This window comes from Enterobacter cloacae complex sp. BZL2005 (genome assembly GCF_049238885.1).
Classification (GTDB): domain Bacteria; phylum Pseudomonadota; class Gammaproteobacteria; order Enterobacterales; family Enterobacteriaceae; genus Enterobacter; species Enterobacter roggenkampii.
This window is the reverse complement of sequence record NZ_JBMKGI010000006.1, coordinates 21444-45275: the sequence shown is the minus strand read 5'-3', so window position 1 is coordinate 45275 and position 23832 is coordinate 21444. Positions and strand designations below refer to the sequence as shown.

The window sequence follows — 23832 nt, the reverse complement described above, 5'->3', positions numbered from 1 at the left end:
TCCCTCAGTGCGCCAGCGGCATTTCAGGCCAGCCATTTTCATCCAGATCAGCAATGAAGTGATCGTGTAGCTCTGCCAGCGTTTCACGTCCGAACGGGGTCAGCTCGCCGCGCTCCGTATCCAGCATGGCCTGATAAAACACAATGGCTTTTTCCGTACCCTGTTCGACGCCGTATCGCTCAATCATTGCGCCCTCGATGTTGCTCGCCATCGCAAGACGTTCCGCGAACGGATAAACCGGAAGTGCCGCTTTGCCATTGGAGTAAATCGCTACCTGCGATGATGTGCCGTCAGACTCAGTAACGGAGGTTGTGCCGTTCTCGCGCTTCATTTCAGCAACGAAACAGGCCGCAATCAGCCAGCGCCACATAGTGACGTTATGCTGCGCGGTAAAGTCGAACCAGCCACGCGCCCCGCCATCAGCAACGGCAAAATGGATGGCGTATCCGATATTTGGCGTATCGTCGTGCTCTCCGGCATCAAGGCGGTTTACCGCGCTCTCGTAGCTGATAAGAGCAACCTGCTCAAATCCCCCGGCATCATTGCGGGTCATGATATTGACGCCGTGCGGTGTGGCTTCTGCGTGGAACAGGTCGGGATTTCCCGGTTTAATGGTCAGTATATTGCTCATGCTTTGCCCTCCCGATATTCACGCATTACATGGTCAGCCAGCTTGCTTTCAGCCTCGCTCATTGCTTCGGGTACACCGTGTAACAGCGTCAGAATGGAACCAATCAGGCGCGGTAAATCGGGATTTGTTTTATTGGTGGTGCTCTCCAGCCACATGGATAAAACAGCCTGTGCCTGTTCAATCTGGCAGGCAGCATCAATCAGTTGTAACTGGCTCATGCGCTGGCCTCCGCATCAATTCTGGCTATATCGATAATCGTCAGGACTTTACTCAACCAGCAATACACGATAGCGGCTTGTTCATCGTCGAGTTGAGTGACTAAATCGGTCATAACGTGAGCCAGTCCATCGCGGGCGCGGGTCATCCGTTCTGCTGTACGGTCTGCAAGCGTAAAATCATCCGGGTAAGCCTGCTCGCGGGATAACATCGCTTCGGCTTCAAGCTCGGACGGATGGCGGTATAAAGCGTTAATGTTCATGCGGCCACCTCCAGACGGATACGGCCTGCAAAGAAACAGACGTGATCCTGCGCCAGAGTGCGGCGGGCTTCGCGCTCAGTTTCAGCAGCAATGTGATGGATTTTGGCGGTAATTGTCGGCATATCGCGGCGAACGGCTGCGATTAACCAGATAAATTGTGGATTTTGGGTAGGGGTAGTAGCCATGATGGCAGCCTCCTTTGTGTATAAGGAGTCACCACCTGAGTTTCCACGCTCTAAAGGGGTGGTGACGTTAACGGGGGTGGAAATACCGGACACAAAGGAAACCGGCCTGCCTTTCGGCAGCCCCGCCAACGCCACCATAGATACATTGCGGGCATTGCCGCTGAATTGGTGTGCGCTATGGCACGACACAAAAAAAGACGCTATTGGCGTCTGTGTCGCCTTTATGTTCAACGGGTTTCCACGCCCGGCACCAGATTTTGCTGGTGCGCTATAACCATAAACCGGGTTGGCGATAGTCGGCAAGCCCTTTTTTATGGACTCCAGAAACTCACTTCCGTGCTTGCGCGTACTGGTGCATAAATTCCCCGCATCTCGTGGTGATGTCAGAAAAATCTTCCCGCCTCGTGTAGTGATGATGGAAAAATCTTCCTCGCGTAGTGACCCCCAATAAATCTTCGTGCGCGTACTGGTCTCGAAACTCTCCTCGTCACCACGACGAGAAAATGAGGAGCTGGCATTAGCTGGCACTGTTATGCCAGCTTTACCCTCATGCGTGTGCGCGATCCCGCGCAAGGTACACATCAGGCCAGCCAGGGGAAAGGCTTTATTCTGGACGGCGGCATTAAGCATGATTAGCCCCCAGATGTTTAGCTAACCAGCGCTGAGAGAGGCGGATTAGCTCGGCTTTACGCAGGTCATATCCCATACCCATATCAATCAGCGTAATGTTGGTACTCTCCAGGTAGGTGAGGTGTTCCAGTTGCCCGGCGTTCATGCTGTCGCGTGGTTCGCCAGTAATGCTATTCGCCTGCGCCCACTGCTTCGCCGTCATGCCACCCAAAACAATGCGGGCGATCATGTTGCTCTCGTTGCTGTAGTGGCGAGCCTGCGTCTGTTTACCCTGTTCTGCGCGGGCGCTTTCCAGTGCTACGCACATCGGTTTAAACAGGTTGGCGGCACCGATACGGGCTTTGAGCTGGCGGCGATACTGAGCGGCAATCTCTGGCACGCTGCGCTGTAGGGCTTCTTCACACTGAATAAAGTAACGGCGAACGGCGCGACCTTGTTCGTTTCGCTCAACCATTGCCAGTTCTTTAGCCATTCCCAGAGAAAGGCCATAATCTTTACTGCGACGGTCGCCGCCACGCTTTGTCACCCATCCGGGGCTACCCTGTTCAAAATTTGAACTTTGATTCCTGAAATCTGAGGAATCAAAAACCACGTAATCAGCATTCAGGCTAAAGCCATATTCATCAATGCGTAGTTTTATCCAGGTTGAAAAGTCGTTACCTACTCCAAGCGCTTTATGCAGTGCCTTAGCACTAACAATACTGGCCTCACGCCCGCCAATTTGACCGGAAATAACGGGAACAATAGCGGCAAAGTCATTAGTGCTATATTCGCCCTGGTTAACGCTGGATTGTGGGGCGGCCTCCGAATTGAATCGGCTTTTTTCGATAGTCATGTTTTCGGCTCCGTTATGCGGCGTTAAATGCGTCCGGGTAGAGGTTCAGAATGTCGGCAATATCCTGCTGAGATAGCCCGTGATGTTCATTAATGGCAGCATTATGGTTCACAAGTTGGATCACCTTGAGAACGTCGCCACGGCAGGAAAAGCGGTAGCGCAGGTGTGCGCCGATACCATCCGGGTTTTTCTCGTCGATACGCTCTAGTTGAATATCAAGCTGGCGCTCCAGTTCAGACGCATAATTACGCCCGGATGAAAGACGGCAGTAGCGCAGGATGTCATTTTCTGTCCATCCCTCTACGCCAGTGCGCAGCATATAGACGCGGGCGCGGTGTTTCTTTGGGGTACGCTTAGGTACTTGTACCGGGCTGGTGGTCGGCGTAATATCAGACGTGCGAATATCTGAGTTAGCCGCCTGCTGTACGGGGCGGTTTTTCTTTTCCATTACGCCACCTCGCCACGCGACTCAGCGATGCGCTGATTAATCCACTCGTCAATTTCACTTTCAATAAAAGCGATAGAGCGGGAACCAATTTTAATTGCTGCGGGGAATCGCTGCTCACTCATAAGACGATATAACCACGCCTTACTGTAGCCTGTGCGTTTCTGTACTTCAGCGAATCTGATTAGTGACTGAGACATATTTACCTCGTGACGTCTATTGGAGTTTACGAGACAAATAATGGCATAGAAATAACATAATTCAGCTTAACATTAGGGCTTATGGTAGGAAGGAGGTAACTACTATCAGGGTAAGGGTATTTATAATTCAAATCACTATCATGGTAAGTATCTTCTTACTCTCAGGGTGAGAGCAAACCCGCAGTAAAGGCTTGCTTTCACTATGAGGGTGAAGAATCACTTCCTTTTTATAGGGCAGGCAACTTTTTCTATTGCACGGGCTTGGGCATCGGGCATTTTTTGATATTGCTGTTTCAGTTGGGCAACCAATGCTTCCTGAGAGGGTATAGATTTGCGATCATCCTCATCATAATTTGACCACTCAGAGTTACGTAACTGAATTGCAATCAAAAGGGGATCATCATCCCTAAAATCTCCTAATTGACAAGGTAACTGGGTCAATAGTTTTTTCACCTCAATTTGTAGACGTTCAATCTCTTTTTCCAACTCATCTCGTGATACCTCTTTTTGACCTTCTTTTGCTCTTTCCTTTGCCAATCTATCTTTTTTAGCTTTTAACAACTTTTCAGCTCGCGAGCGAAATTTTTCTAAACACGGAGGGAGATTTACTCCCGTATCTAGGAAAGATATCGTTATTTCCGTCCCTTTAAAATAGAACTCGCGATACCAACCATTCCCCCCATCAATTCGAGTATATGCACCCTTAACATCAGGGTTTGATTCCTCTGCAAATTCTGCCCCCAGAGCCATATCTCTTAAGAAATTAATCGATTGATTTGAAAAGCTATCATTCTTATTAAACCCGTTAATAACATCATAGTCATATAAATAAAAAGGCTCATTGAATGGTATGCCTTCAAGATGCCAAGAAGCCTCTCTAGCAATTACCGCGCATGCTTCGGCAAAGCTAATATTTTCCTGCTTTGACACCTCAAATAATAAAACTTCAAAATGAACCAGTTCATACTTTTCATTATTAATGGTTTGAAACATACTCATTACGCCACCTCGCGCCCCCTGTTTTTGGCGGCTATGCCAGCCCGCAGAGGTGTACGGGTTTTCGGAGATCAGCCTAGACATAGCCTATTCTTTGTTCGTCTACAGAAGTCTACCCACATCAGCTATCACTGTCTATTCATCCAGTAATGAGGATTTACCAAAACTCCCGTGAACCACGTTTTCATGGTGTTCCAGCGCATCCATATAGTCGGCATACCATTGAAGCATTTCCCGGCGACCATCCAGATACTGAGCATGGTTGTAAGTACCGCGAATAGAGTTTTTATCGACGTGGGCGAGCTGCGTTTCAATCCATGCGGTGTTATAGCCCTGTTCGTGGAGAATGGTACTCATGGTGTGGCGGAAACCGTGGCCTGTTACTCTCCCGGCATACCCGATGCGTTTAAAAACCTGGTTAATGCTGGCTTCACTCATGGTTTTACGCGGATCATTACGCCCAGGGAATATATAGGGATAGCGGCCTGTCATTTCCCGGATACGCATGATTATGGCTTGCGCCTGTAATGACAATGGCACTATGTGTGGGCGGCGCATCTTCATTCGTTCCGCCGGAATCTCCCAAACAGCAGCATCAACGTCGATTTCCTGCCATGTAGCTCCTCGGAGTTCACCTGTTCTTAAACCAGTGATGATCAGCAAACGCGCGGCCAATACCACCAGCTCACTACCTGAGTAACATGATAGCGCCTCAAAAAATGCGGGAAGCTCAGGCGCATTCAGGAAAGGATAGTGGCTGGATTCATGCCCCTGCATAGCACTGGTGAGATCTGGCGCTGGATTGTATTCAGCCCGGCCAGTGACAATGGCATAGCGAAAAACTTCACCGCAGCGCTGCCTAACCTTCTTAGCCTTCTCCGTTGCCCCTCTCCCCTCCATTCGGCGAAGCACATTAAGCAATTCTAGCGGTTTGATTTCCGAGATCGGTTTTTTACCAATGTACGGAAAAACATCCTTATTGAATGCTTCCATAATGTCCGAGGCGTACCCCTCAGACCATTTATAGAGCTTGCTGGAATGCCATTCGCAGGCTATTTCCTGAAATGTATTCCTGACATTTAACTCCCGGGCTATCTTTTCTTCCCGCTTTGCTTCGCTAGGGTCGATGCCCCCGGCGATCCCCCTTTTTGCCTCATCACGTTTAGCCCGCGCATCTGCGAGGGTAACGTCTGGATATACCCCCAGAGCCAGCAGCTTTTCTTTGCCTGCTACACGATACTTAAGCCGCCAGTATCGTGCACCATTTGGGTTAACCAGAAGATAAAGCCCACCACCATCAGCAAGTTTATAGGGTTTATCTTTTGGTTTAGCGGTATCAACCTGGCGGGCGTTGAGCTTCATTGGGGGTATCTCCACAAGACCTAACAGCACATACCCCCGAATGTACCCCCAGAAGCATGTAGATTTTGGGGTATGTCAGTAGACGTAAAAATACTATCAGGAGCGACACAATACAGAGTATAAGGGGTTTGAGTGAACTTTAGTAGACGTTAGAAGATGTTTGAATGGTGCCGATAATAGGAGTCGAACCTACGACCTTCGCATTACGAATGCGCTGCTCTACCAACTGAGCTATATCGGCCCTGAGAGGCCGGTTACGAGTGTAACCACGGGGCAAAAGGTTAGATCTATCCGGGTGATGCGTCAATGCCCTTTTGAATCAAACGGCTATTTTTGCATCACCCGTGATTATTTACGCACGAATCGTATCGTCGCCGAAGCCGATCCACTTGTATGTGGTCAGCGCTTCCAGCCCCATCGGACCGCGCGCGTGCAGTTTCTGCGTGCTGACCGCCACCTCAGCGCCGAGGCCGAACTGGCCGCCGTCGGTGAAGCGGGTGGAGGCATTCACATACACCGCAGAGGAATCCACTTCGTTCACGAAGCGATCGGCATTGCGCAGCGTACGCGTCAGGATGGCGTCAGAATGCTGCGTGCCATGCTCACGGATGTGCGCAATCGCGTCGTCAAGATCGCTCACGATTTTCACGTTCAGATCCAGTGACAGGAACTCGTCGTCGTACTGCTCCGCGTTGACGGGAACGACGTTAGCCGGGCCATCCTGCAGCAGCGAGAGCGCACTGGCGTCAGCGTGCAGCGTCACGCCGCTCTCTGCCATCTGTTTGCTCAGGGCCGGCAGGAAGGTGCTCGCAATGTCCTGATGCACCAGCAGCGTTTCCACGGTGTTACAGGTGCTTGGACGCTGGGTCTTCGCGTTCACGATAATCTTCAGCGCCGGTGCAATCTCAGCGCTGTCGTCTACCATGATATGACACACGCCGATACCGCCGGTGATCACCGGAATCGTCGACTGCTCGCGGCACAGCTTGTGCAGGCCCGCGCCGCCGCGTGGGATCAGCATGTCGATGTATTTGTCCATGCGCAGCATTTCGTTGACCAGCGCGCGGTCCGGGCTCTCAATTGCCTGCACGGCACCCGCCGGTAAGCCACACTCTTCCAGCGCCTGCTGAATGACTTTCACCGTCGCGGCGTTGGTGCGCCAGGTCTCTTTCCCACCGCGCAGAATGGCGGCGTTGCCGGTTTTCAGGCACAGGGAGGCGACATCCACCGTCACGTTTGGACGGGCTTCATAAATAACGCCGATAACGCCGAGCGGCACGCGACGGCGCTCCAGGCGCAAACCGCTGTCCAGCAGCCCACCGTCAATCACCTGCCCTACCGGATCGGCCAGATTGCAGACCTGACGAACATCGTCGGCGATGCCTTTCAGGCGGGCCGGGGTCAATGCCAGGCGGTCGAGCATCGCTTCGCTCAGACCGTTGCGACGCGCTTCCAGTAAATCCTGCTCGTTGGCGAGCAAAATCTCCTGGGACTGAGATTCCAGATAATCAGCGATTTTTTCCAGCACGCGGTTTTTCTCGCGGCTGGAAAGGAGCGCCAGTTTGTAAGAGGCGGCCTTCGCGGCGGCGCCCATTTGTTCCAGCATGTTCTGGCTCCTTAACGAATAATCATGTCATCGCGATGCACGGCAACCGGGCCATATTCATAGCCCAGAATGGCGTCGATCTGCTGCGAATGGTGACCCGCGATGCGGCGCAGGGCATCGCTGTTATAGCGGCTTACGCCGTGGGCGATGTCGCGGCCTTCGAGGTTACGGATGCGGATCACTTCACCACGGGAGAAGTTGCCTGTCACGCTTTTAATTCCTTTAGGAAGTAATGAACTTCCCCGTTCCAGAATCGCGGCGGTCGCCCCTTCATCAACGACGAGTTCGCCCGCAGGCGGCGCGCCAAATATCCAGCGTTTACGGTTTTCCAGCGGAGATTCCTGGGCGTGGAAGCGGGTGCCAACGGAGATGCCTTCCATCACGTCGCCAATCACGCCAGGGCGGCTGCCCGCGGCAATGATGGTGTCGATACCGGCGCGGCACGCCACGTCGGCGGCCTGCAGCTTGGTCCCCATGCCGCCCGTTCCGAGGCCGGACACGCTGTCACCGGCGATGGCGCGCAGCGCATCGTCGATGCCGTGAACGTCGGTAATCAGCTCGGCTTCCGGGTTAGCGCGCGGATCGGCAGTGAACAACCCCTGCTGATCGGTCAGAAGCAGTAATTTATCGGCGCCAGCCAGAATGGCGGCCAGCGCAGAGAGGTTATCGTTATCACCCACTTTGATTTCAGCGGTAGCAACGGCATCGTTCTCATTAATGACCGGAACGATATTATTGTCCAGCAGCGCGCGCAGGGTATCGCGGGCGTTCAGGAAGCGCTCTCTGTCTTCCATATCCGCACGCGTCAGCAGCATCTGTCCGACGTGGATGCCATAGATAGAGAACAGCTGTTCCCAGAGTTGAATGAGTCGGCTTTGTCCCACGGCGGCCAGCAGCTGTTTAGAGGCGATCGTCGCGGGGAGTTCGGGGTAACCCAGGTGTTCACGCCCGGCGGCAATCGCCCCGGAGGTCACAATTACAATACGATGCCCTGCGGCATGTAACTGAGCGCACTGACGTACAAGCTCAACAATGTGGGCGCGATTTAGGCGGCGCGATCCGCCTGTTAAAACACTGGTACCGAGTTTTACCACCAGCGTCTGGCTGTCACTCATGATTCTCTGCCGTTCAACGATAAGGGAAAGTAATGTCGAACGAACGTTTTAGCAGGAGTCAGCCCCGTTGCCAACTGCCTTAGCACATCGCGAAACACTTTGTTGCGCGGGATCAGGAAGCGTAGCGGGAGAATTTGACACTTTTATTACCGAAATAATAAATCACAGTTTTTTAAAATTATTCTTAGTTTGTCATAAAAGTTTCATTCCAGAACGATAAAACCCTTCCTGTTTTTTCACGGGACTTAAGCATGAGCTTATCGTCCAGCGAATTTTTTAGCGCGTTTATAAGACAGGATCGAAAATGAAAAAGAGCACTCTGGCATTAATGGTTATGGGCGTAGTGGCTTCTGCATCCGTTCACGCAGCTGAAGTTTATAATAAAGATGGTAATAAGCTGGACGTGTACGGCAAAGTGAAAGCCATGCACTACATCAGCGATGATGCCACCAAAGATGGCGATCAGACTTACGTTCGTTTCGGTTTTAAAGGCGAAACCCAGATTAACGATCAGCTGACGGGCTATGGTCGTTGGGAATCTGAATTTGCGGGTAACAAAGCCGAGAGCGACTCCTCTCAGAAAACCCGTCTGGCGTTCGCGGGCCTGAAGCTGAAAAACTTTGGCTCTCTGGATTACGGTCGTAACCTGGGTGCGCTGTATGACGTCGAAGCATGGACCGACATGTTCCCTGAGTTCGGCGGCGACTCTTCCGCGCAGACCGATAACTTCATGACCAAGCGTGCGACCGGTCTTGCCACCTACCGCAACACCGACTTCTTCGGCGTGGTTGACGGCCTGGACATGACCCTGCAGTACCAGGGTAAAAACGAAAACCGTGACGCCAAGAAGCAGAACGGTGACGGTTTTGGTACCTCTCTGAGCTATGACTTCGGCGGCAGCGATTTTGCCGTCAGCGGTGCTTACACTAACTCTGACCGCACCAACGCGCAGAACCTGCTGGCGCGTGGTCAGGGGCAGAAAGCCGAAGCCTGGGCTACTGGTCTGAAATATGACGCGAACGATATTTATCTGGCAGCGATGTATTCAGAAACCCGTAATATGACGCCAATTTCTGGCGGATTTGCCAATAAGGCACAGAACTTTGAAGTCGTCGCACAATATCAGTTCGACTTCGGTCTGCGTCCGTCCCTGGGTTATGTCCAGTCTAAAGGCAAAGATATCGAAGGTATTGGTGACGAAGATCTGGTGAAATATATTGACGTTGGCGCGACCTATTACTTCAACAAAAATATGTCCGCGTTTGTTGATTATAAAATTAACCAGATTGACGACGATAATAAACTGGGCGTGAGCAGCGATGATATCGTTGCCCTGGGTATGACCTACCAGTTCTAAGATTATCCGAATAAGAAAATCCCGGCAGATAAGCCGGGATTTTTTTTGCCCGGTGGCGCTGCGCTTACCGGGCCTACGGGATAGTGCATTTTGTAGGCCAGGTAAGGCGAAGCCGCCACCCGGCGCTGTGACGCTATCAGGCGGTCAGCTTCACCGCTTCGCTGGAAAAATCATCCGCTGGCTCGAACTTAAGGTCCAGGGTGGCCAGCAGTGCGCTCGCTTTGTCGTGAAACTCTTTCAGGGTATATTCCAAGCGATCGATCACTTCCTGATCTTTAATGGTGGTGGCCTGCCAGTTACCGTCTTTATTAAACAGGCCAAACTGGTAGCTATACGTAAAGCGTTTTTCCTCTGCTTCCATTTCCATCCACCAGCCCCAGAATTCACGTTTTTCGGGTGCAGGCTTCACGTTGACGCATACAGCCAGGCAGTCGAAAAAAAAGCGATTCTCTTCACACTGCTCTTCTCGAATATACGGGCCAAGAGCCATGAACTTCTTAATCAATCTACTTTTCGGGTGTCCACTCGGTAACGTCATTGCGATCTCCTTTTGTGAAGCCACTGTTTTACCAAACCAGCGAAATTTAGCAATCTATTAACACAATCTCTGAGCGATCCAGCGCGTAATCTCCTTCAGAGCTTTATCAAAATTCTGATAGACCGGGCTGAACGGCACCTCAAGCAATTTGCCATCCGCAGATGACGACGTGATTAAGCGCGACTCTTCTTCCGGACTGAACGGATCGTTTTTCCAGAACCCCGACAGCATCGGCGTCGGGCAGCGACGTCCCAGCAACCCTTGCGTTTTTAACGAGTAGCGATTGAGCTCAACGCGCAGCGCTTCGTCTGATGCATCATGCATGCCAAGACGGCTGGCCAGCACATCAAGGTACATTTCGGGCACGCTCCCCTGGCGTGCGGGATCGCTGAGCAGGGCGTGAACGACCGGTCCAAGGCAGGCGACTGCTTTCAGGCGGGAGGATTCAAGGTAAGCCAGACGCACCGCGACGTTTGCGCCAAAGCGGAAGCCAAATGCCGCCACGCGGGTGTGGTCAACCCACGGAATGTTTTCCAGCGCTTTTAGCGCATGCTGGTGCAGCAGGCTGGAATCCTGAGTCAGTTTCCATTTGGAGGAGAAGCCAATTGAGGGCATATCCAGCGTCAGCATCGCGATCCCTTTTGGTGCGAAGTAGCGCTCATACAGGCTGTAATAGTCAATTTGCAGAGAGTCCAGCCCGCCGCACATCAGCACGGTCGGGAACGGGCCTTCACCTTCGGGCATATGCAGGAACCCGGTAACGGGCGCCCCGCCCGGAACAGCGAACTCAAGCTCGCGCATCTGGCCCGGCAGGCGTTGAGCCGCCTCTTCGTAGGCGCGATTCGCCAGCGCCTGCGCCTGTTCGGCCAGCTCATCGCCTTTTAAATGCGGGTAGGCGGCAATGGCATAGAGGTTGGCCGCATGCAGCCAATGTTTGCCGCTGCGCGTGGCATCCTCTTCCTGGCTGGCTTTTTGCTGCCAGAGCATCGCCTGTTTAGACCACTCGTAGATCCAGTTTCCGCCACGGTAGCCCACCACCGTATCATAGAGTTCGCTGTCGGTACGCTCGGCTTCACTCATCACGATACGTGCCTGCACATCAAGGATTTCACGGGGGTCGATACCGCGCCAGACCCACATCAGGCGGTTAATCATGCGATACCAGTGAGGCACGTTTTTACCGTCTAACGCAGACTGGACGGCAGGCTGAGTACCCGGATTGAAGCGACGCACCAGCGTCGACGTTTCAGGGTGTTTGAAACGGGGTTTGAAGAGAGTCTCGGTGAGATTCGCCTGCGTCATTGCATTGCCTCCATGAATACGTCGTATAGAGACTATTGTAACGCGCGTCAGACTAAAAAAAACAACGCCCGGCATCACCGGGCGTTAAATTAATTGCGGAACGTGATTAACGACCCGAGATTGGCGGTACGAAGACCACGCCCATATCCCATGGTTGTTCAATCCAGGTATCCTGCGGAATATCAATCACGTAATCGTCAACCAGCGGGCGGCCAGCAGGCTTCGCGAAGATAGTGACGAAATGTGCTTTCGGATACATTTCACGGATAGCCACCGCGGTACCGCCGGTATCCACCAGGTCATCAATAACGATGAAGCCTTCACCGTCGCCTTCCGCGCGTTTCAGCACTTTCAGCTCGCGCTGGTTGTCATGGTCATAGCTGGAGATGCAAACGGTATCGACATGACGAATACCCAGCTCACGTGCCAGCAGCGCCCCCGGTACCAGACCGCCACGGCTGACGGCAATAATGCCTTTCCACTGTTCGGAAGGCATCAGACGCGCAGCCAGTTTGCGTGCGTGAATCTGCAACATGTCCCAGGTGACGACGTATTTTTCGCTCATGTGAAGTGTCCCAGCCTGTTTTTATACGGCTTAAAAAGTGTTCGAGGGGGAAATAGGTTGCGCGAGATTATAGAGATCTGACGCACTAAAAACCAGTGTTTAGCGCCCTCTGCCTGAGTTTTTACATGCTTTATGCTACCAGCCAGCAGAGAAAGTGGTATTCTCAGTTTCATCTCGCAAGCCTGACTTGTGGTAACTATTAACCTGCTAACCCTGTGACCTGCAACCCTGTTTGCAGCGCCTCGACAAGGAGACTTATCGTGTCTGAACTGTCTCAACTATCTCCGCAGCCGCTGTGGGATATTTTTGCCAAAATCTGCTCCATTCCACACCCTTCCTACCATGAAGAACAGCTTGCCGAACATATTATGGGTTGGGCGAAGGAAAAAGGTCTGCATGCGGAACGTGACCAGGTTGGCAACATTCTGATCCGCAAACCCGCCACCGCAGGTATGGAAAACCGTAAACCGGTTGTGCTGCAGGCGCACCTGGACATGGTGCCACAGAAGAACAACGACACCGTTCACGACTTCACCAAAGACCCGATTCAGCCGTACATCGACGGCGACTGGGTGAAAGCGCGCGGCACCACCCTGGGTGCGGATAACGGCATCGGTATGGCCTCTGCGCTGGCCGTGCTGGCTGACGACAGCGTTGAGCACGGTCCACTGGAAGTGCTGCTGACCATGACCGAAGAAGCGGGCATGGACGGGGCGTTCGGTCTGCAGGCGAACTGGCTGCAGGCGGATATCCTGATCAACACCGACTCCGAAGAAGAAGGCGAGATCTACATGGGCTGCGCGGGCGGGATTGATTTCATCTCTACCCTGCCGCTGTCACGCGAAGCGATTCCTGACGGTTTCCAGACCTTCAAGCTGACGCTGAAAGGGCTGAAAGGCGGCCACTCCGGCGGTGATATTCATCTGGGTCTGGGTAACGCCAACAAGCTGCTGGCACGCTTCCTGGCAGGCCATGCGGCCGAGCTGGATCTGCGTCTGGTAGACTTCAACGGCGGTACCCTGCGCAACGCGATCCCGCGCGAAGCCTTCGCCACCGTAGCGGTACCAGCGGCAAAAGCCGACGAGCTGAAAAAACTCTCCACCGTGTACCTGGATATCCTGAAAAACGAACTGTCCGCGAAAGAGAAAAACCTGACCGTCGTGCTGGAATCCGTCTCCACGGATAAAGCCGCGCTGACCGTGCAGTCTCGTGACACCTTCGTTCAGCTGCTGAACGCGACGCCAAACGGCGTAATCCGCAACTCTGACGTGGCGAAAGGCGTAGTGGAAACCTCACTGAACGTGGGCGTGGTGACCATGAGCGACGACAGCGCGGAGATCATCTGCCTGATCCGCTCCCTTATCGACAGCGGTAAAGAGTATGTGGTGAGCATGCTGGAATCTCTGGGTACGCTGGCGGGCGCGAAAACGTCTGCAAAAGGCAGCTACCCGGGCTGGCAGCCGGATGCAAGTTCTCCGGTGATGACGCTGGTGCGTGAAACCTATCAGCGTCTGTTCAACAGCACGCCGAACATTCAGGTGATCCACGCCGGTCTGGAATGTGGCCTGTTCAAGAAACCGTATCCGGATATGGATATGGTGTCCATCGGGCCAACCATTACCGGCCCGCACTCGCCGGATGAGCAGGTTCATATCGAAAGCGTCGGTCACTACTGGACGCTGCTGACTGAGCTGCTGAAAGCGATCCCTGCGAAGTAACAGCCTCACCCCGCCCTCTCCCACAGGGAGAGGGTAAAAACGTAGGCCCGGTAAGCGTAGCGCACCGGGCTTTTTTACAATCCCAATACCAGCTGTCGCTCTAACTGCGGATCCAGCAGCGTGACGTGTAATCCCACCAGCCTCACCCCTCGCCCGCCCCGGCGCTCTTCCCATGCCTTTTTTGCCGTCGCGATAAGATCGTCTTTATTCAGACGCGGCCAGACGTGTTCCTGCGTGGTCTGCTGAAAATCGTTGAATTTGAGCTTGATGCCCTGACGGGCAATCAGCAGGTCCGGTTTTACCTTGCTTAAGCGTCGTTCCAGCTCAGGATAAAGCTGTTCCGTGATAATGGTTTCGCATTCGGACCAGTCATGAATATCTTCAATGAGGGTTCGCTCGACGCCGACGGATTTGCGCAGCCGTTCGCTGTTAACATCGCGATCGTCAATCCCCTGGCTGCGCTCCCACAGCACGCGGCCAAACTTCCCGAAGCGCTTGAGCAGCATGGCGAGGTCGCTTCGCTGCACGTCTTCGCAGGTGCGTAACCCCATGGTTTCCAGCTTTGCGGCGGAGACTTTCCCGACGCCGGGGATTTTGCCGAGCGGCAGCGTTTTTAAAAATGCAGGCACCTCTTCCGGCGTAATGACGTACTGGCCGTTGGGCTTATTTAAATCCGAGGCGATTTTGGCAAGGAATTTAACGGGCGCGACCCCCGCCGATGCCGTCAGATTCAGCTCGTTGAAAATCGTCTGGCGGATCTCCTGCGCCATCAGCGTGGCGGAGCCGTGGCAGTGCACGCTGTCGGTTACATCGAGATAGGCTTCGTCCAGCGACAGCGGTTCTATCAAAGAGGTATAGCGGGAGAAGATTTCCCGAATATGAAGGGAAGCCTCTTTATAGGCGTCGAACCGCCCGGGCAGAAGCGTGAGATGAGGGCAAAGCTTTAAGGCCATCGCCGTCGGCATGGCGCTACGCACGCCAAATTTGCGCGCAGGGTAGTTGGCGGTGCTGATAACGCCACGCTGAACGCGGCTGCCGCCAATGGCGATGGGAATATCCCGCAGCGCTGGGTTGTCTCGCATCTCCACTGCGGCAAAAAAGCAGTCCATATCAACATGGATTATTTTGCGCATAATAAGCCCTCACTCATCACTGGATAAGTATACAGTAAACAAATGAGGATTGAGAAGCAGATGTAAGAATGCCGGGTGGCGGCTTTGCCTTACCCGGCCTACAAAAACTTAAATAATGCGCTGCTGCTCGCGCGCCATGCGTTTTTTGCGGGCGTCGCACGGTTCCGGGCAGTCGCAGACCTTCTCCATGCCAATGGAGGAAATACCGCCGCAGCTGCCCTGAATGCTTTTCCGCTTAACGATCCAGCCTAAAGACATGCCAAAGATGACAAGTACAAAAACCACAAAGGTTGCCAGAAACGTCAGCATCATCAGCCTCCAAAGTCATCGAGCATGATGTTCTCATCTTCGACGCCGAGATCTTTCAGCATCTTAATCACGGCGGCGTTCATCATCGGCGGACCACACATATAGAACTCGCAGTCCTCGGGAGCCGGGTGCTGTTTAAGGTAGTTTTCATAAAGCACGTTGTGGATGAACCCCGTATAGCCCGTCCAGTTATCTTCCGGCTGCGGATCGGAGAGCGCCACGTGGAAGGTAAAGTTCGGGTTTTCACGCGCCAGCTGTTCAAACTCATCATCGTAGAACATCTCACGCAGCGAACGCGCCCCGTACCAGAAGCTGATTTTACGCTTGCTGCCGAGCCGCTTGAGCTGGTCAAAGATGTGCGAGCGCATCGGGGCCATGCCGGCACCGCCGCCGATAAAGACCATTTCCGCGTCGGTATCTTTCGCGAAGAACTCACCGAACGGGCCGGAGATGGTCACCTTATCGCCCGGCTTCAGGGACCAGATGTATGATGACATCACGCCCGGCGGCGCATCCGGCACATTCGGTGGCGGCGTGGCGATACGCACGTTGAGCATAATAATACCCTTCTCTTCCGGGTAGTTGGCCATCGAGTAGGCGCGCAGCGTCGGCTCTTTCACCTCAGATACAAAGCGGAAGAGATTGAATTTGTCCCAGTCGGCGCGGTACGCCTGCGGAACGTCAAAGTCCGCATACGCCACGGTATGCTCAGGGCACTCAATCTGAATGTATCCTCCGGCGCGGAACGGGACATCTTCCCCTTCCGGCACCCGCAGCTTCAGCTCTTTGATAAAGGTAGCTTTGTTATCATTAGAGATAACTTCACATTCCCATTTTTTGACGCCGAAAATCTCTTCCGGCAGTTCAATCTTCATGTTCTGACGCACTGCGACCTGACAGGCCAGACGGCAGCCCTCTTTTGCCTCACGCTTTGTGATATGCGACAGCTCGGTGGGCAGAATATCGCCGCCACCCTCTTTTACCGTCACGCGGCACTGTCCGCAGGAGCCGCCGCCGCCGCAGGCCGAGGAGACAAAAATTCCGTTACCGGACAGCGTGTTGAGCAGTTTATCTCCCGCAGGCGTGCGGATCTGATTCTGCGGATCGTCGTTAATATCAATCACCACGTCGCCGGAATTCACCAGCTTCGCCCGCGCCGCCAGAATGAGCCCTGACAGCACCAGTACAATCAGCGTGAACATCACCACGCCAAGAATAATTTCCATCTGTAAGCCCTTATAGCTGCACGCCGGAGAAGGACATAAAGCCCAGTGCCATCAACCCGGTGGTAATAAAGGTGATCCCTAAGCCACGCAGGCCTGCAGGCACGTTGGCATATTTCATTTTTTCGCGGATCCCCGCCATGGTGACAATCGCCAGCATCCAGCCGATGCCGGAGCCGAAACCGTACACCACGGATTCACTGAAGTTGTAATCACGCTGAACCATAAACGAGACGCCGCCGAAGATGGCGCAGTTCACCGCGATCAGCGGCAGGAAGATCCCCAGCGCGTTGTACAGCGACGGGAAGTACTTATCGAGGATCATCTCCAGGATTTGCACCAGCGCGGCAATCACGCCAATAAAGGTGATGAAGTTCAGGAAGCTGAGGTCAACCCCTTCCACCAGCGCGCCGTCCCGCAGCACAAAGTTGTAGACCAGATTGTTAATCGGTACAGATAAGCCAAGCACCACGGTGACCGCGATACCCAGCCCAAATGCCGTCGACACTTTTTTGGACACCGCAAGGAACGTACACATGCCGAGGAAAAACGCGAGCGCCATGTTTTCAACAAACACCGCGCGCACAAACAAACTCAGGTAATGAGCCATCGTCGGTTACTCCTTTTCCTGCTGTTCTGGTCTCAAGGTACGAATCAGCCAGATCAACAAACCGATAATGAAAAATGCGCTGGGAGCCAGCAGGAACAGGCCGTTTGGCAGATACCATCCACCGTTTTGCACCGTGTCCAGCACCGTGATGCCAAACAGCTTACCGCTGCCAATGAGCTCACGCAGGAAGCCAACGGTCAGCAGGATCACACCGTAGCCGAGGCCGTTACCGATACCGTCCATAAAACTCGCCAGCGGCGGCATTTTCATGGCGTAGGCTTCCGCACGCCCCATCACAATACAGTTGGTGATGATCAGCCCGACAAACACCGAGAGCTGTTTGGAGGTTTCATAGGCGAAGGCGCGCAGCAGCTGATCGACCACGATCACCAGCGAGGCGATGATCGCCATCTGCACGATGATCCTCACGCTGTTGGGAATGTGGTGGCGGATCATCGAGATAAACATGCTCGAAAATGCCGTGACCAGCGTGACCGCCAGCGTCATCACCACCGCCGTTTCCAGCTTGGTCGTCACCGCCAGGGCTGAACAGACGCCCAGCACCTGCAGTGTGATCGGGTTATTGGCCAGCAGTGGGCCAATGAGCACCTTTTTGACTTCTTTCAGTTCACCGGTATCAGCCATTGTTCAGCGCTCCTTCACGTACGTTTTTCAGGAAAGGACCAAAACCCAGCTCGCCCATCCAGAAATCAAAACTGTGCTGCACGCCTTTGGAGGTGAGCGTGGCGCCGGACAGCCCGTCGACAGCGTAGTCGTCACCGGGACGTGCCGCCCCTTTCATCACCTTCAGCGCAGGCAGACCGTTATCGTCGAGCACTTTCTTACCGATAAACTGTGCCCGCCAGTTCGGGTTTTCGACTTCGCCACCCAGCCCCGGCGTTTCGCCCTGGTCGTAATACGTAATGCCTTTTACGGTACGGCCATCCGTATCAAGCGCCACAAAGGCATACATCATTGACCACAGGCCGTTGCCGTAGACAGGAAGCACCACTTCCTGAATGCGTTTTTGGGGGTCACGCACCAGATAAATTTCGGCGAGATTGCTGCGGCGCTTAATCCCGGCGGGATCTTGCGATGCCTCGAGCGTCAGGCTCATCTGCGGATCTTTCAGCGCCAGCGCCTGGTTATACTTCGCCGGATCTTTATCCAACAGCTGGCCGGTTTTCAAATCCACCAGACGCGGTGAAATACGCTCCGCAAATACCGCCGAGACGTCGTCTGCACTCATCCCTTCCTGCATCAACCCGGCCACGGCCAGTATGTTGCGCTGTTTATCCAGCGCACGTTGCGCCTGCTGCAGGGGTTTTAACCCCACGGCAGAGCCGGCCACGACAATCGAACAGACCAGACAGAGCACCAGCACCACCAGCAGCGTTTTGCTGATACTGTCGTTATTTTTAACTTCAGCCACGCGCCTTCCTCCGCTTAATGTTGGCCCGCACCACCAGGTAATCGAAGAGTGGCGCAAACAGGTTGGCAAACAGAATGGCCAGCATCATTCCTTCCGGGTACGCCGGGTTGACCACGCGGATCAGGACACACATCGCGCCAATGAGCACGCCATAGCTCCATTTACCTTTGTCCGTAAACGAGGCTGAGACGGGGTCGGTTGCCATGAACATCATGCCAAACGCGAAGCCACCCAGTACCAGATGCCAGTACCAGGGCATGGAGAACATTGGGTTGGTGGTCGAACCGATAACGTTGAACATCGTGGCGGTCAGCACCATGCCGATCATCACGCCCGCCACAATTCGCCAGGAGGCCACGCGCCCAAACAGGATGAGCGCCCCACCAATCAAAATCATCAGCGTTGAAACTTCACCAATGGAACCCGGAATGTTGCCAATAAAGGCATCAAACCAGGTCACAGGCTGACCCGTCGCGTTGTTCACCAGCGTTTCGCCGCCGTGTGCCGCCCACTGTGAAAGCGGCGTCGCGCCGGAAAAACCGTCAGCCGCCGTCCAGACCAGGTCGCCGGAGATTTGCGCCGGATAGGCAAAGAAGAGGAACGCACGCCCCGCCAGCGCCGGGTTAAGGAAGTTCCGCCCGGTGCCGCCGAAGATCTCTTTAGCAATGACCACGCCAAAGCTGATGCCCAGCGCTGCCTGCCAGAGCGGTAGCGTCGGGGGAACAATCAGGGCAAACAGAATAGAGGTCACGAAGAAGCCTTCGTTGATCTCATGTTTACGGATGATGGCAAACAGCACTTCCCAGAAGCCGCCCACGATAAAGACCGTGATGTAAATCGGCAGGAAGAACACCGCCCCCAGCGTCATCATGCTCACCCAGCCCGCGTCTGGCGCAAAGCTCACCCCTAACGACTGGGCCAGACGGTAGTGCCAGTCAGACTGAAGCACCTGCGCCAGCTGCTGCGCATCGTACATGTGGTGCAGCGCCGGAATGGTCTGCAGACCGACGTTGTACATCCCCCAGAACATCGCCGGGAAGACCGCAAACCACACCAGGATCATCATCCGCTTAAGGTCGATGGCGTCACGGACGTGCGCCGCTCCTTTCGTCACCAGCCCCGGCGTGTAGAAAATGGTCGCCGTGGCTTCATACAGCGGGTAGTACTTTTTGAGCTTCCCTTCGGTAAAGTGCGGCTCAATTTTTTCAAAGAGGTGTTTTAAGCCCATCGGTTATCCTTCCTGCTCAATGCGGGTTAACACCTCGCGCAATACCGGTCCATATTCGTATTTTCCCGGACAGACATAGGTACAGAGCGCCAGATCTTCTTCGTCCAGTTCCAGACAGCCCAGCGCCTGCGCGCTGTCGGTATCGCCGGCGAGCAGATCGCGCAACAGCATGGTCGGCAGAATATCCAGCGGCATGACGCGCTCGTAGTTGCCAATCGGGACCATAGCGCGCTCGCCGCCGTGCGTACTGGTCGAGAAGCTAAACAGCTTATTACGCAGGAAGTGCCCCAGCGTGGTACGGGTGACGGAGTATTTTTCCGCACCGGGCAGCACCCAGCCGAACAGCTCTTTCTCGCGGCCTTCCTGCACAATGCTGACCTGCAAATGGAAACGTCCCAGATAGGCGTGCGCCTGCACGGCATGGCGGCCACTGAGGACCGAACCGGAAATCAGCCGGTTTTCGCCTGCTTTGGTTTCTTCGTTCAGCAGTTCATTGATATCCGCGCCAATCAGCGTCTTCACCAGACGCGGGTTTGCAGCCTGCGGCCCACCGATGGCGATGGTGCGTTCCGCGCACAGCTCTCCGGAGGTGAAGAGCGTACCGATGGCGATGACGTCCTGATAATTAAGATGCCAGACCTGTTTCGTCAGGCTCACCGGCTCAAGGAAATGGATGTGCGTCCCGACCAGACCCGCCGGATGCGGGCCAGCAAACTCATTAAACGTGACCTGCCCCTGAGGATGACCGCCAAGCTTGCCGCCACCGGCCTGGCAAACGTGGACTTTTCCCGACGTCAGACGGGTTAAAACGGTAAGCCCGGCATCAAAGGCTTTGCGCTGTGCCAGGATAACCGGCTGCGGATCCACGCTGAGCGGGTTGGTATCCATTGCTGTGACGAAAATCGCGGCCGGTTCCGTGCCGGGAACCGGGGATTTACTGAAGGGACGCGTGCGAAGCGCGGTCCATAAACCGGACGCCAGAAGCTGAGCCTGAACAGCCTCACGGCTCAGCGACGCGAGGTCTGCGGCATCGTAACGGGCGAATTCACGCTGTTCATCGCCTTCAATGCGGATCACCACCGACTGCAGAACGCGCCGTTCGCCACGGTTGATCGCCACAACGGTGCCGCTCGCGGGGGCTGTAAACATCACGCCGGGATTTTTTTTGTCCTCAAAGAGCGCCTGGCCTTTGATCACGCGATCGCCTTCCTGTACCAACATCGAAGGTCGCATTCCCAGGTAGTCGTCGCCCATAATGGCGACATGACGGACACTTGCGCCTGTCGAAACGCGCTGCGCGGGCACGCCTGCAATCGGCAGATCAAGTCCTTTTTTGATTTTAAACATGTGGTTAGCAGGTTTCCATGAACAACAATCCAGTGGCCGCGAAGTGTAACATTTTCCCCTTCTCGCGGGCAGCGAATCCGCCGTCGCGCGCGCCAAATTGCGAGCTAATGCGCAAAGTTCCTGGAGCCATCGCGATTTTGATGGTTTATAAAGTAAAACTAATTTGTAAACTCACCGCCCGGCTCTTGCGAAAATCTATAGCGGTGCTAATGTGAGCGCTCCTAACAGAATAATCTGATTTCGGGTCTCTTTTGCCGTCCTGGCAAGTTGGTCATGGTTTTATCAAGGAACTAGTAGTATGCGTAAAATCGCATTGTTCATTGCGATGCTTCTGATTCCGTGCATGTCGTTTGCCGGACTGCTCAGCAGTAATAGCTCAACGACGCCGATCAGCAAAGAATATAAACAGCAGTTAATGGGATCGCCGGTTTATATTCAGATCTTCAAGGAAGAACGCACTCTCGATCTGTTTGTAAAAATGGGTGAGACGTATCAGCTGCTTGATAGCTACAAAATCTGTAACTACTCCGGTGGATTAGGGCCAAAACAGCGTCAGGGCGATTTCAAAAGTCCGGAAGGGTTCTACAACGTTCAGCGTAGCCAGCTCAAACCAGACAGCCGTTTCTATAAAGCCATCAATATCGGTTTCCCGAATGCCTATGACCGTGCACACGGTTATGAAGGTAAATACCTGATGATCCACGGTGCCTGCGTGTCTATCGGCTGCTACGCGATGACCGATTCCGGCATTGATGAGATTTTCCAGTTTGTCACCGGCGCGTTGGTCTTTGGTCAGCCAAACGTTCAGGTCAGCATCTATCCGTTCCGCATGACGGATGCCAACATGGCGCGTCACAAGTACTCGTACTACGCGGATTTCTGGAAACAGCTGAAACCCGGCTATGACTACTTCGAGCAGACTCACAAGCCGCCTGTTGTCTCGGTTGTGGATGGCCGTTACGTGGTCAGCAAGCCGCTGAGCCACGAAGTTGTCCATCCACAGCTGGCGTCAAATTACACGGTCCCCGAGACAAAATAGCACCCACTCGCCTGGCATAATCTTTTGCCAGGTTTCGTTGCCCGTCAGCGGCTGCGTTGCAATAACAGTGACCACATCGTTCGGTGTGGTCTCCTTCTGAAAGTCTATCTCCACATCCTGATCGAGCAGCGTTGCCACGCCAAACGGCGCACGGCGGGTGATCCAGAACAAATTCGTCGAGCAGAACGCCATCACATAGCGGCCGTCAGAAAGCAGCATGTTGAACACGCCTTTTTCACGTAGTTCGGTGGCCAGCGTTGCGATGTATTTAAACACGGCAGCCATATTGCCTGGCGTACGGGGATAGCGCTCCGTCAGCTTGTGCAGCAGCCAGCAGAAGGCTTTTTCACTGTCGGTTTCGCCTACCGGGCGGAAATTGCCCGTCTCCAGCGACTTATAGCCCGTGAGTTGCCCGTTGTGCGCGTAGGTCCAGTTACGCCCCCACAGCTCACGGGTAAACGGATGGGTATTTTCCAGCGCCACTTCGCCACGGTTAGCCTGGCGAATATGGGCGATCACCGAGCGGGACTTGATAGGATAGTCCTGCACCAGTTTGGCAATCGGTGAGTTAAAGCTGGGCTGTGGATCTTTGAACGTGCGACACCCTTTGCCTTCGTAGAAGGTGATGCCCCAGCCGTCTTTATGCGGCCCGGTTCCTCCACCGCGCTGCACCAGCCCGGTGAAACTAAAGCAGATATCGGTTGGCACATTGGCGCTCATCCCGAGCAGTTCGCACATACATCACCTCCACAACAGCGGGGGGCACCAGCGCCCCCCAGCGAAGTCTTACTTAGCCATCTCTTTTTCGATCAGCTGGATCAGGATGTGGATCACTTTGATGTGAATTTCCTGAATGCGGTCAGCATAACCGAAGTGCGGAACGCGAATTTCAACATCCGCCGTACCGTCCATCTTACCGCCATCTTTGCCCGTCAGGGTGATGACTTTCATCCCTTTTTCACGTGCAGCAGTAATCGCTTTGATCACGTTGCCGGAGTTGCCGGAGGTAGAGATCCCCAGCAGCACATCGCCTTCACGGCCTACCGCTTCAACGTAGCGAGAGAAGATGTGGTCGTAACCGAAGTCGTTGCCTACGCAGGAGATGTGGCTCACGTCGGAAATCGCAATCGCCGGGTAGCCAGGACGGTTTTCGCGATAGCGTCCGGTCAGCTCTTCTGCGAAGTGCATCGCGTCACAGTGAGAGCCGCCGTTACCGCAGGAGAGCACTTTGCCACCCGCTTTGAAGCTGTCGGCCAGCAGGACCGCCGCGCGCTGAATAGCGTGAATATTGGCATCATCTTTCAGAAAGTTCGCCAGCGTTTCCGCCGCTTCGTTCAGTTCGTTACGAATAAGATCCTGGTACATGAGGATAATCCTTCAGTATTGATGAAATAACACAGTGGAGTGTACCGGATAGCGGGAAAAGCGAGAAGCTAAAGCCATGCGAAACGTCCGGCGTTTTGCTTTTTCGTGCCGGGTAAAACGCGAACAATGTGAACCAGGTTGTAATTATTTTGTAAACACATTGCTAAAGGAAATAACATCAAC

General features: G+C 54.0%; 27 protein-coding genes and 1 tRNA gene. 3 read left to right on the top strand and 25 right to left on the bottom strand.

Going from position 1 to position 23832, the window contains the following annotated elements:
- Positions 1-4 precede the first annotated feature (4 nt).
- From ACOTXI_RS12795 to proB, 12 genes are all read right to left on the bottom strand, one after another.
- Positions 5-631, bottom strand: a complete 627-nt coding sequence (locus ACOTXI_RS12795) for a hypothetical protein (RefSeq protein WP_103786844.1) — start codon at positions 629-631, stop codon at positions 5-7.
- A complete protein-coding gene (locus ACOTXI_RS12790) occupies positions 628-849 on the bottom strand; it encodes a hypothetical protein (RefSeq protein ID WP_103786845.1) in 222 nt (73 codons plus the stop codon). The genes ACOTXI_RS12795 and ACOTXI_RS12790 overlap by 4 nt, the downstream gene beginning before the upstream one ends.
- Entirely contained in the window at positions 846-1109 is a 264-nt protein-coding gene (locus tag ACOTXI_RS12785) for a nicotinic acetylcholine receptor subunit beta (RefSeq protein ID WP_103786846.1), read from the bottom strand. The genes ACOTXI_RS12790 and ACOTXI_RS12785 overlap by 4 nt, the downstream gene beginning before the upstream one ends.
- A complete protein-coding gene (locus tag ACOTXI_RS12780) occupies positions 1106-1924 on the bottom strand; it encodes a host cell division inhibitor Icd-like protein (protein WP_103786847.1) in 819 nt (272 codons plus the stop codon). Before ACOTXI_RS12780 ends, ACOTXI_RS12785 begins: the two co-directional genes overlap by 4 nt.
- Positions 1917-2759, bottom strand: a complete 843-nt coding sequence (locus ACOTXI_RS12775; RefSeq protein WP_103786848.1) for an antA/AntB antirepressor family protein — start codon at positions 2757-2759, stop codon at positions 1917-1919. Before ACOTXI_RS12775 ends, ACOTXI_RS12780 begins: the two co-directional genes overlap by 8 nt.
- A 13-nt stretch (positions 2760-2772) precedes the next feature.
- Entirely contained in the window at positions 2773-3207 is a 435-nt protein-coding gene (locus tag ACOTXI_RS12770) for a hypothetical protein (RefSeq protein ID WP_033146207.1), read from the bottom strand.
- Entirely contained in the window at positions 3207-3404 is a 198-nt protein-coding gene (locus tag ACOTXI_RS12765; protein WP_103786849.1) for a helix-turn-helix transcriptional regulator, read from the bottom strand. Before ACOTXI_RS12765 ends, ACOTXI_RS12770 begins: the two co-directional genes overlap by 1 nt.
- 216 nt (positions 3405-3620) lie before the next feature.
- On the bottom strand, positions 3621-4403 hold the full coding sequence (locus ACOTXI_RS12760) for a hypothetical protein (protein WP_255411143.1): 783 nt from the start codon (positions 4401-4403) through the stop codon (positions 3621-3623).
- A gap of 132 nt (positions 4404-4535) precedes the next feature.
- Positions 4536-5762 (bottom strand): tyrosine-type recombinase/integrase, encoded by a 1227-nt coding sequence (locus tag ACOTXI_RS12755; RefSeq protein ID WP_103786850.1) that lies wholly within the window; start codon positions 5760-5762, stop codon positions 4536-4538.
- 165 nt (positions 5763-5927) lie between these two features.
- Positions 5928-6003, bottom strand: a tRNA-Thr gene (locus ACOTXI_RS12750).
- A 111-nt stretch (positions 6004-6114) separates the two neighbouring features.
- Entirely contained in the window at positions 6115-7368 is a 1254-nt protein-coding gene (proA, locus tag ACOTXI_RS12745; RefSeq protein WP_058654073.1) for a glutamate-5-semialdehyde dehydrogenase, read from the bottom strand.
- 11 nt (positions 7369-7379) lie between these two features.
- Positions 7380-8483: a glutamate 5-kinase gene (gene proB / locus ACOTXI_RS12740; protein ID WP_021242883.1), complete on the bottom strand. Its 1104-nt coding sequence runs from the start codon at positions 8481-8483 to the stop codon at positions 7380-7382.
- A gap of 304 nt (positions 8484-8787) precedes the next feature.
- Here proB and phoE point away from each other — a divergent pair, with 304 nt between their 5' ends.
- Positions 8788-9840: a phosphoporin PhoE gene (gene phoE / locus ACOTXI_RS12735; protein WP_058654074.1), complete on the top strand. Its 1053-nt coding sequence runs from the start codon at positions 8788-8790 to the stop codon at positions 9838-9840.
- A 136-nt stretch (positions 9841-9976) separates the two neighbouring features.
- On the opposite strand, the gene crl is transcribed toward phoE, so the two are convergent.
- The 3 genes from crl to gpt form a co-directional block, all read right to left on the bottom strand.
- Positions 9977-10378 (bottom strand): sigma factor-binding protein Crl, encoded by a 402-nt coding sequence (gene crl, locus ACOTXI_RS12730; RefSeq protein ID WP_008500249.1) that lies wholly within the window; start codon positions 10376-10378, stop codon positions 9977-9979.
- A 57-nt stretch (positions 10379-10435) separates the two neighbouring features.
- Positions 10436-11680, bottom strand: a complete 1245-nt coding sequence (gene frsA, locus ACOTXI_RS12725; protein WP_021242882.1) for an esterase FrsA — start codon at positions 11678-11680, stop codon at positions 10436-10438.
- A gap of 106 nt (positions 11681-11786) precedes the next feature.
- Positions 11787-12245 carry a xanthine phosphoribosyltransferase gene (gpt, locus tag ACOTXI_RS12720; protein ID WP_003863205.1) on the bottom strand — a complete coding sequence of 153 codons (459 nt, stop codon included), beginning with the start codon at positions 12243-12245 and terminating at the stop codon, positions 11787-11789.
- Between the two features lie 260 nt (positions 12246-12505).
- On the opposite strand from gpt, the gene pepD reads away from it, so the two are divergent.
- Positions 12506-13963 carry a cytosol nonspecific dipeptidase gene (gene pepD, locus ACOTXI_RS12715; protein ID WP_058654075.1) on the top strand — a complete coding sequence of 486 codons (1458 nt, stop codon included), beginning with the start codon at positions 12506-12508 and terminating at the stop codon, positions 13961-13963.
- Positions 13964-14037: 74 nt separating this feature from the next.
- Here the strand turns inward: pepD and dinB are convergent, their stop codons facing one another.
- The 8 genes from dinB to ACOTXI_RS12675 form a co-directional block, all read right to left on the bottom strand.
- On the bottom strand, positions 14038-15096 hold the full coding sequence (gene dinB, locus ACOTXI_RS12710; protein ID WP_045416794.1) for a DNA polymerase IV: 1059 nt from the start codon (positions 15094-15096) through the stop codon (positions 14038-14040).
- A 108-nt stretch (positions 15097-15204) separates the two neighbouring features.
- Positions 15205-15408, bottom strand: a complete 204-nt coding sequence (gene nqrM, locus ACOTXI_RS12705) for a (Na+)-NQR maturation NqrM (RefSeq protein ID WP_023615899.1) — start codon at positions 15406-15408, stop codon at positions 15205-15207.
- Positions 15408-16631 (bottom strand): NADH:ubiquinone reductase (Na(+)-transporting) subunit F, encoded by a 1224-nt coding sequence (gene nqrF, locus ACOTXI_RS12700; protein ID WP_008500254.1) that lies wholly within the window; start codon positions 16629-16631, stop codon positions 15408-15410. Before nqrF ends, nqrM begins: the two co-directional genes overlap by 1 nt.
- 10 nt (positions 16632-16641) lie before the next feature.
- The gene (nqrE, locus tag ACOTXI_RS12695; protein ID WP_008500255.1) at positions 16642-17238 is read right to left on the bottom strand and encodes an NADH:ubiquinone reductase (Na(+)-transporting) subunit E; all 597 of its coding nucleotides are present in this window, start codon (positions 17236-17238) and stop codon (positions 16642-16644) included.
- 6 nt (positions 17239-17244) lie between these two features.
- Positions 17245-17883 carry an NADH:ubiquinone reductase (Na(+)-transporting) subunit D gene (locus ACOTXI_RS12690; RefSeq protein ID WP_008500256.1) on the bottom strand — a complete coding sequence of 213 codons (639 nt, stop codon included), beginning with the start codon at positions 17881-17883 and terminating at the stop codon, positions 17245-17247.
- Positions 17876-18670 carry a Na(+)-translocating NADH-quinone reductase subunit C gene (locus tag ACOTXI_RS12685; RefSeq protein ID WP_023293210.1) on the bottom strand — a complete coding sequence of 265 codons (795 nt, stop codon included), beginning with the start codon at positions 18668-18670 and terminating at the stop codon, positions 17876-17878. The genes ACOTXI_RS12690 and ACOTXI_RS12685 overlap by 8 nt, the downstream gene beginning before the upstream one ends.
- Positions 18663-19898, bottom strand: a complete 1236-nt coding sequence (locus ACOTXI_RS12680; protein WP_058654076.1) for an NADH:ubiquinone reductase (Na(+)-transporting) subunit B — start codon at positions 19896-19898, stop codon at positions 18663-18665. Before ACOTXI_RS12680 ends, ACOTXI_RS12685 begins: the two co-directional genes overlap by 8 nt.
- Positions 19899-19901: 3 nt before the next feature.
- The gene (locus tag ACOTXI_RS12675; protein ID WP_008500260.1) at positions 19902-21245 is read right to left on the bottom strand and encodes a Na(+)-translocating NADH-quinone reductase subunit A; all 1344 of its coding nucleotides are present in this window, start codon (positions 21243-21245) and stop codon (positions 19902-19904) included.
- A 298-nt stretch (positions 21246-21543) separates the two neighbouring features.
- Here ACOTXI_RS12675 and dpaA point away from each other — a divergent pair, with 298 nt between their 5' ends.
- Positions 21544-22284 (top strand): peptidoglycan meso-diaminopimelic acid protein amidase, encoded by a 741-nt coding sequence (dpaA, locus tag ACOTXI_RS12670; RefSeq protein WP_008500261.1) that lies wholly within the window; start codon positions 21544-21546, stop codon positions 22282-22284.
- Here the strand turns inward: dpaA and ACOTXI_RS12665 are convergent.
- Both ACOTXI_RS12665 and lpcA read right to left on the bottom strand, forming a co-directional pair.
- Complete coding sequence (locus tag ACOTXI_RS12665; protein WP_008500262.1) at positions 22255-23022, bottom strand: class II glutamine amidotransferase; 768 nt, start codon at positions 23020-23022, stop codon at positions 22255-22257. The genes dpaA and ACOTXI_RS12665 overlap by 30 nt on opposite strands.
- A gap of 48 nt (positions 23023-23070) precedes the next feature.
- Positions 23071-23649: a D-sedoheptulose 7-phosphate isomerase gene (gene lpcA / locus ACOTXI_RS12660; protein WP_008500263.1), complete on the bottom strand. Its 579-nt coding sequence runs from the start codon at positions 23647-23649 to the stop codon at positions 23071-23073.
- Positions 23650-23832 lie beyond the last annotated feature (183 nt).

Bases quoted from the DNA above. Each gene is read 5' to 3' on its own strand.
- phoE (WP_058654074.1), top strand. From the start codon at position 8,788: ATGAAAAAGAGCACTCTGGCATTAATGGTTATGGGCGTAGTGGCTTCT.
- ACOTXI_RS12675 (WP_008500260.1), bottom strand. From the start codon at position 21,245: ATGTTTAAAATCAAAAAAGGACTTGATCTGCCGATTGCAGGCGTGCCC.
- ACOTXI_RS12680 (WP_058654076.1), bottom strand. From the start codon at position 19,898: ATGGGCTTAAAACACCTCTTTGAAAAAATTGAGCCGCACTTTACCGAA.
- ACOTXI_RS12780 (WP_103786847.1), bottom strand. From the start codon at position 1,924: ATGCTTAATGCCGCCGTCCAGAATAAAGCCTTTCCCCTGGCTGGCCTG.
- ACOTXI_RS12785 (WP_103786846.1), bottom strand. From the start codon at position 1,109: ATGAACATTAACGCTTTATACCGCCATCCGTCCGAGCTTGAAGCCGAA.
- dinB (WP_045416794.1), bottom strand. From the start codon at position 15,096: ATGCGCAAAATAATCCATGTTGATATGGACTGCTTTTTTGCCGCAGTG.
- ACOTXI_RS12770 (WP_033146207.1), bottom strand. From the start codon at position 3,207: ATGGAAAAGAAAAACCGCCCCGTACAGCAGGCGGCTAACTCAGATATT.
- ACOTXI_RS12790 (WP_103786845.1), bottom strand. From the start codon at position 849: ATGAGCCAGTTACAACTGATTGATGCTGCCTGCCAGATTGAACAGGCA.
- nqrF (WP_008500254.1), bottom strand. From the start codon at position 16,631: ATGGAAATTATTCTTGGCGTGGTGATGTTCACGCTGATTGTACTGGTG.
- proA (WP_058654073.1), bottom strand. From the start codon at position 7,368: ATGCTGGAACAAATGGGCGCCGCCGCGAAGGCCGCCTCTTACAAACTG.
- nqrE (WP_008500255.1), bottom strand. From the start codon at position 17,238: ATGGCTCATTACCTGAGTTTGTTTGTGCGCGCGGTGTTTGTTGAAAAC.
- nqrM (WP_023615899.1), bottom strand. From the start codon at position 15,408: ATGATGCTGACGTTTCTGGCAACCTTTGTGGTTTTTGTACTTGTCATC.
- crl (WP_008500249.1), bottom strand. From the start codon at position 10,378: ATGACGTTACCGAGTGGACACCCGAAAAGTAGATTGATTAAGAAGTTC.
- ACOTXI_RS12690 (WP_008500256.1), bottom strand. From the start codon at position 17,883: ATGGCTGATACCGGTGAACTGAAAGAAGTCAAAAAGGTGCTCATTGGC.
- gpt (WP_003863205.1), bottom strand. From the start codon at position 12,245: ATGAGCGAAAAATACGTCGTCACCTGGGACATGTTGCAGATTCACGCA.
- ACOTXI_RS12765 (WP_103786849.1), bottom strand. From the start codon at position 3,404: ATGTCTCAGTCACTAATCAGATTCGCTGAAGTACAGAAACGCACAGGC.
- ACOTXI_RS12755 (WP_103786850.1), bottom strand. From the start codon at position 5,762: ATGAAGCTCAACGCCCGCCAGGTTGATACCGCTAAACCAAAAGATAAA.
- dpaA (WP_008500261.1), top strand. From the start codon at position 21,544: ATGCGTAAAATCGCATTGTTCATTGCGATGCTTCTGATTCCGTGCATG.
- ACOTXI_RS12665 (WP_008500262.1), bottom strand. From the start codon at position 23,022: ATGTGCGAACTGCTCGGGATGAGCGCCAATGTGCCAACCGATATCTGC.
- lpcA (WP_008500263.1), bottom strand. From the start codon at position 23,649: ATGTACCAGGATCTTATTCGTAACGAACTGAACGAAGCGGCGGAAACG.
- ACOTXI_RS12760 (WP_255411143.1), bottom strand. From the start codon at position 4,403: ATGAGTATGTTTCAAACCATTAATAATGAAAAGTATGAACTGGTTCAT.
- proB (WP_021242883.1), bottom strand. From the start codon at position 8,483: ATGAGTGACAGCCAGACGCTGGTGGTAAAACTCGGTACCAGTGTTTTA.
- ACOTXI_RS12795 (WP_103786844.1), bottom strand. From the start codon at position 631: ATGAGCAATATACTGACCATTAAACCGGGAAATCCCGACCTGTTCCAC.
- frsA (WP_021242882.1), bottom strand. From the start codon at position 11,680: ATGACGCAGGCGAATCTCACCGAGACTCTCTTCAAACCCCGTTTCAAA.
- ACOTXI_RS12775 (WP_103786848.1), bottom strand. From the start codon at position 2,759: ATGACTATCGAAAAAAGCCGATTCAATTCGGAGGCCGCCCCACAATCC.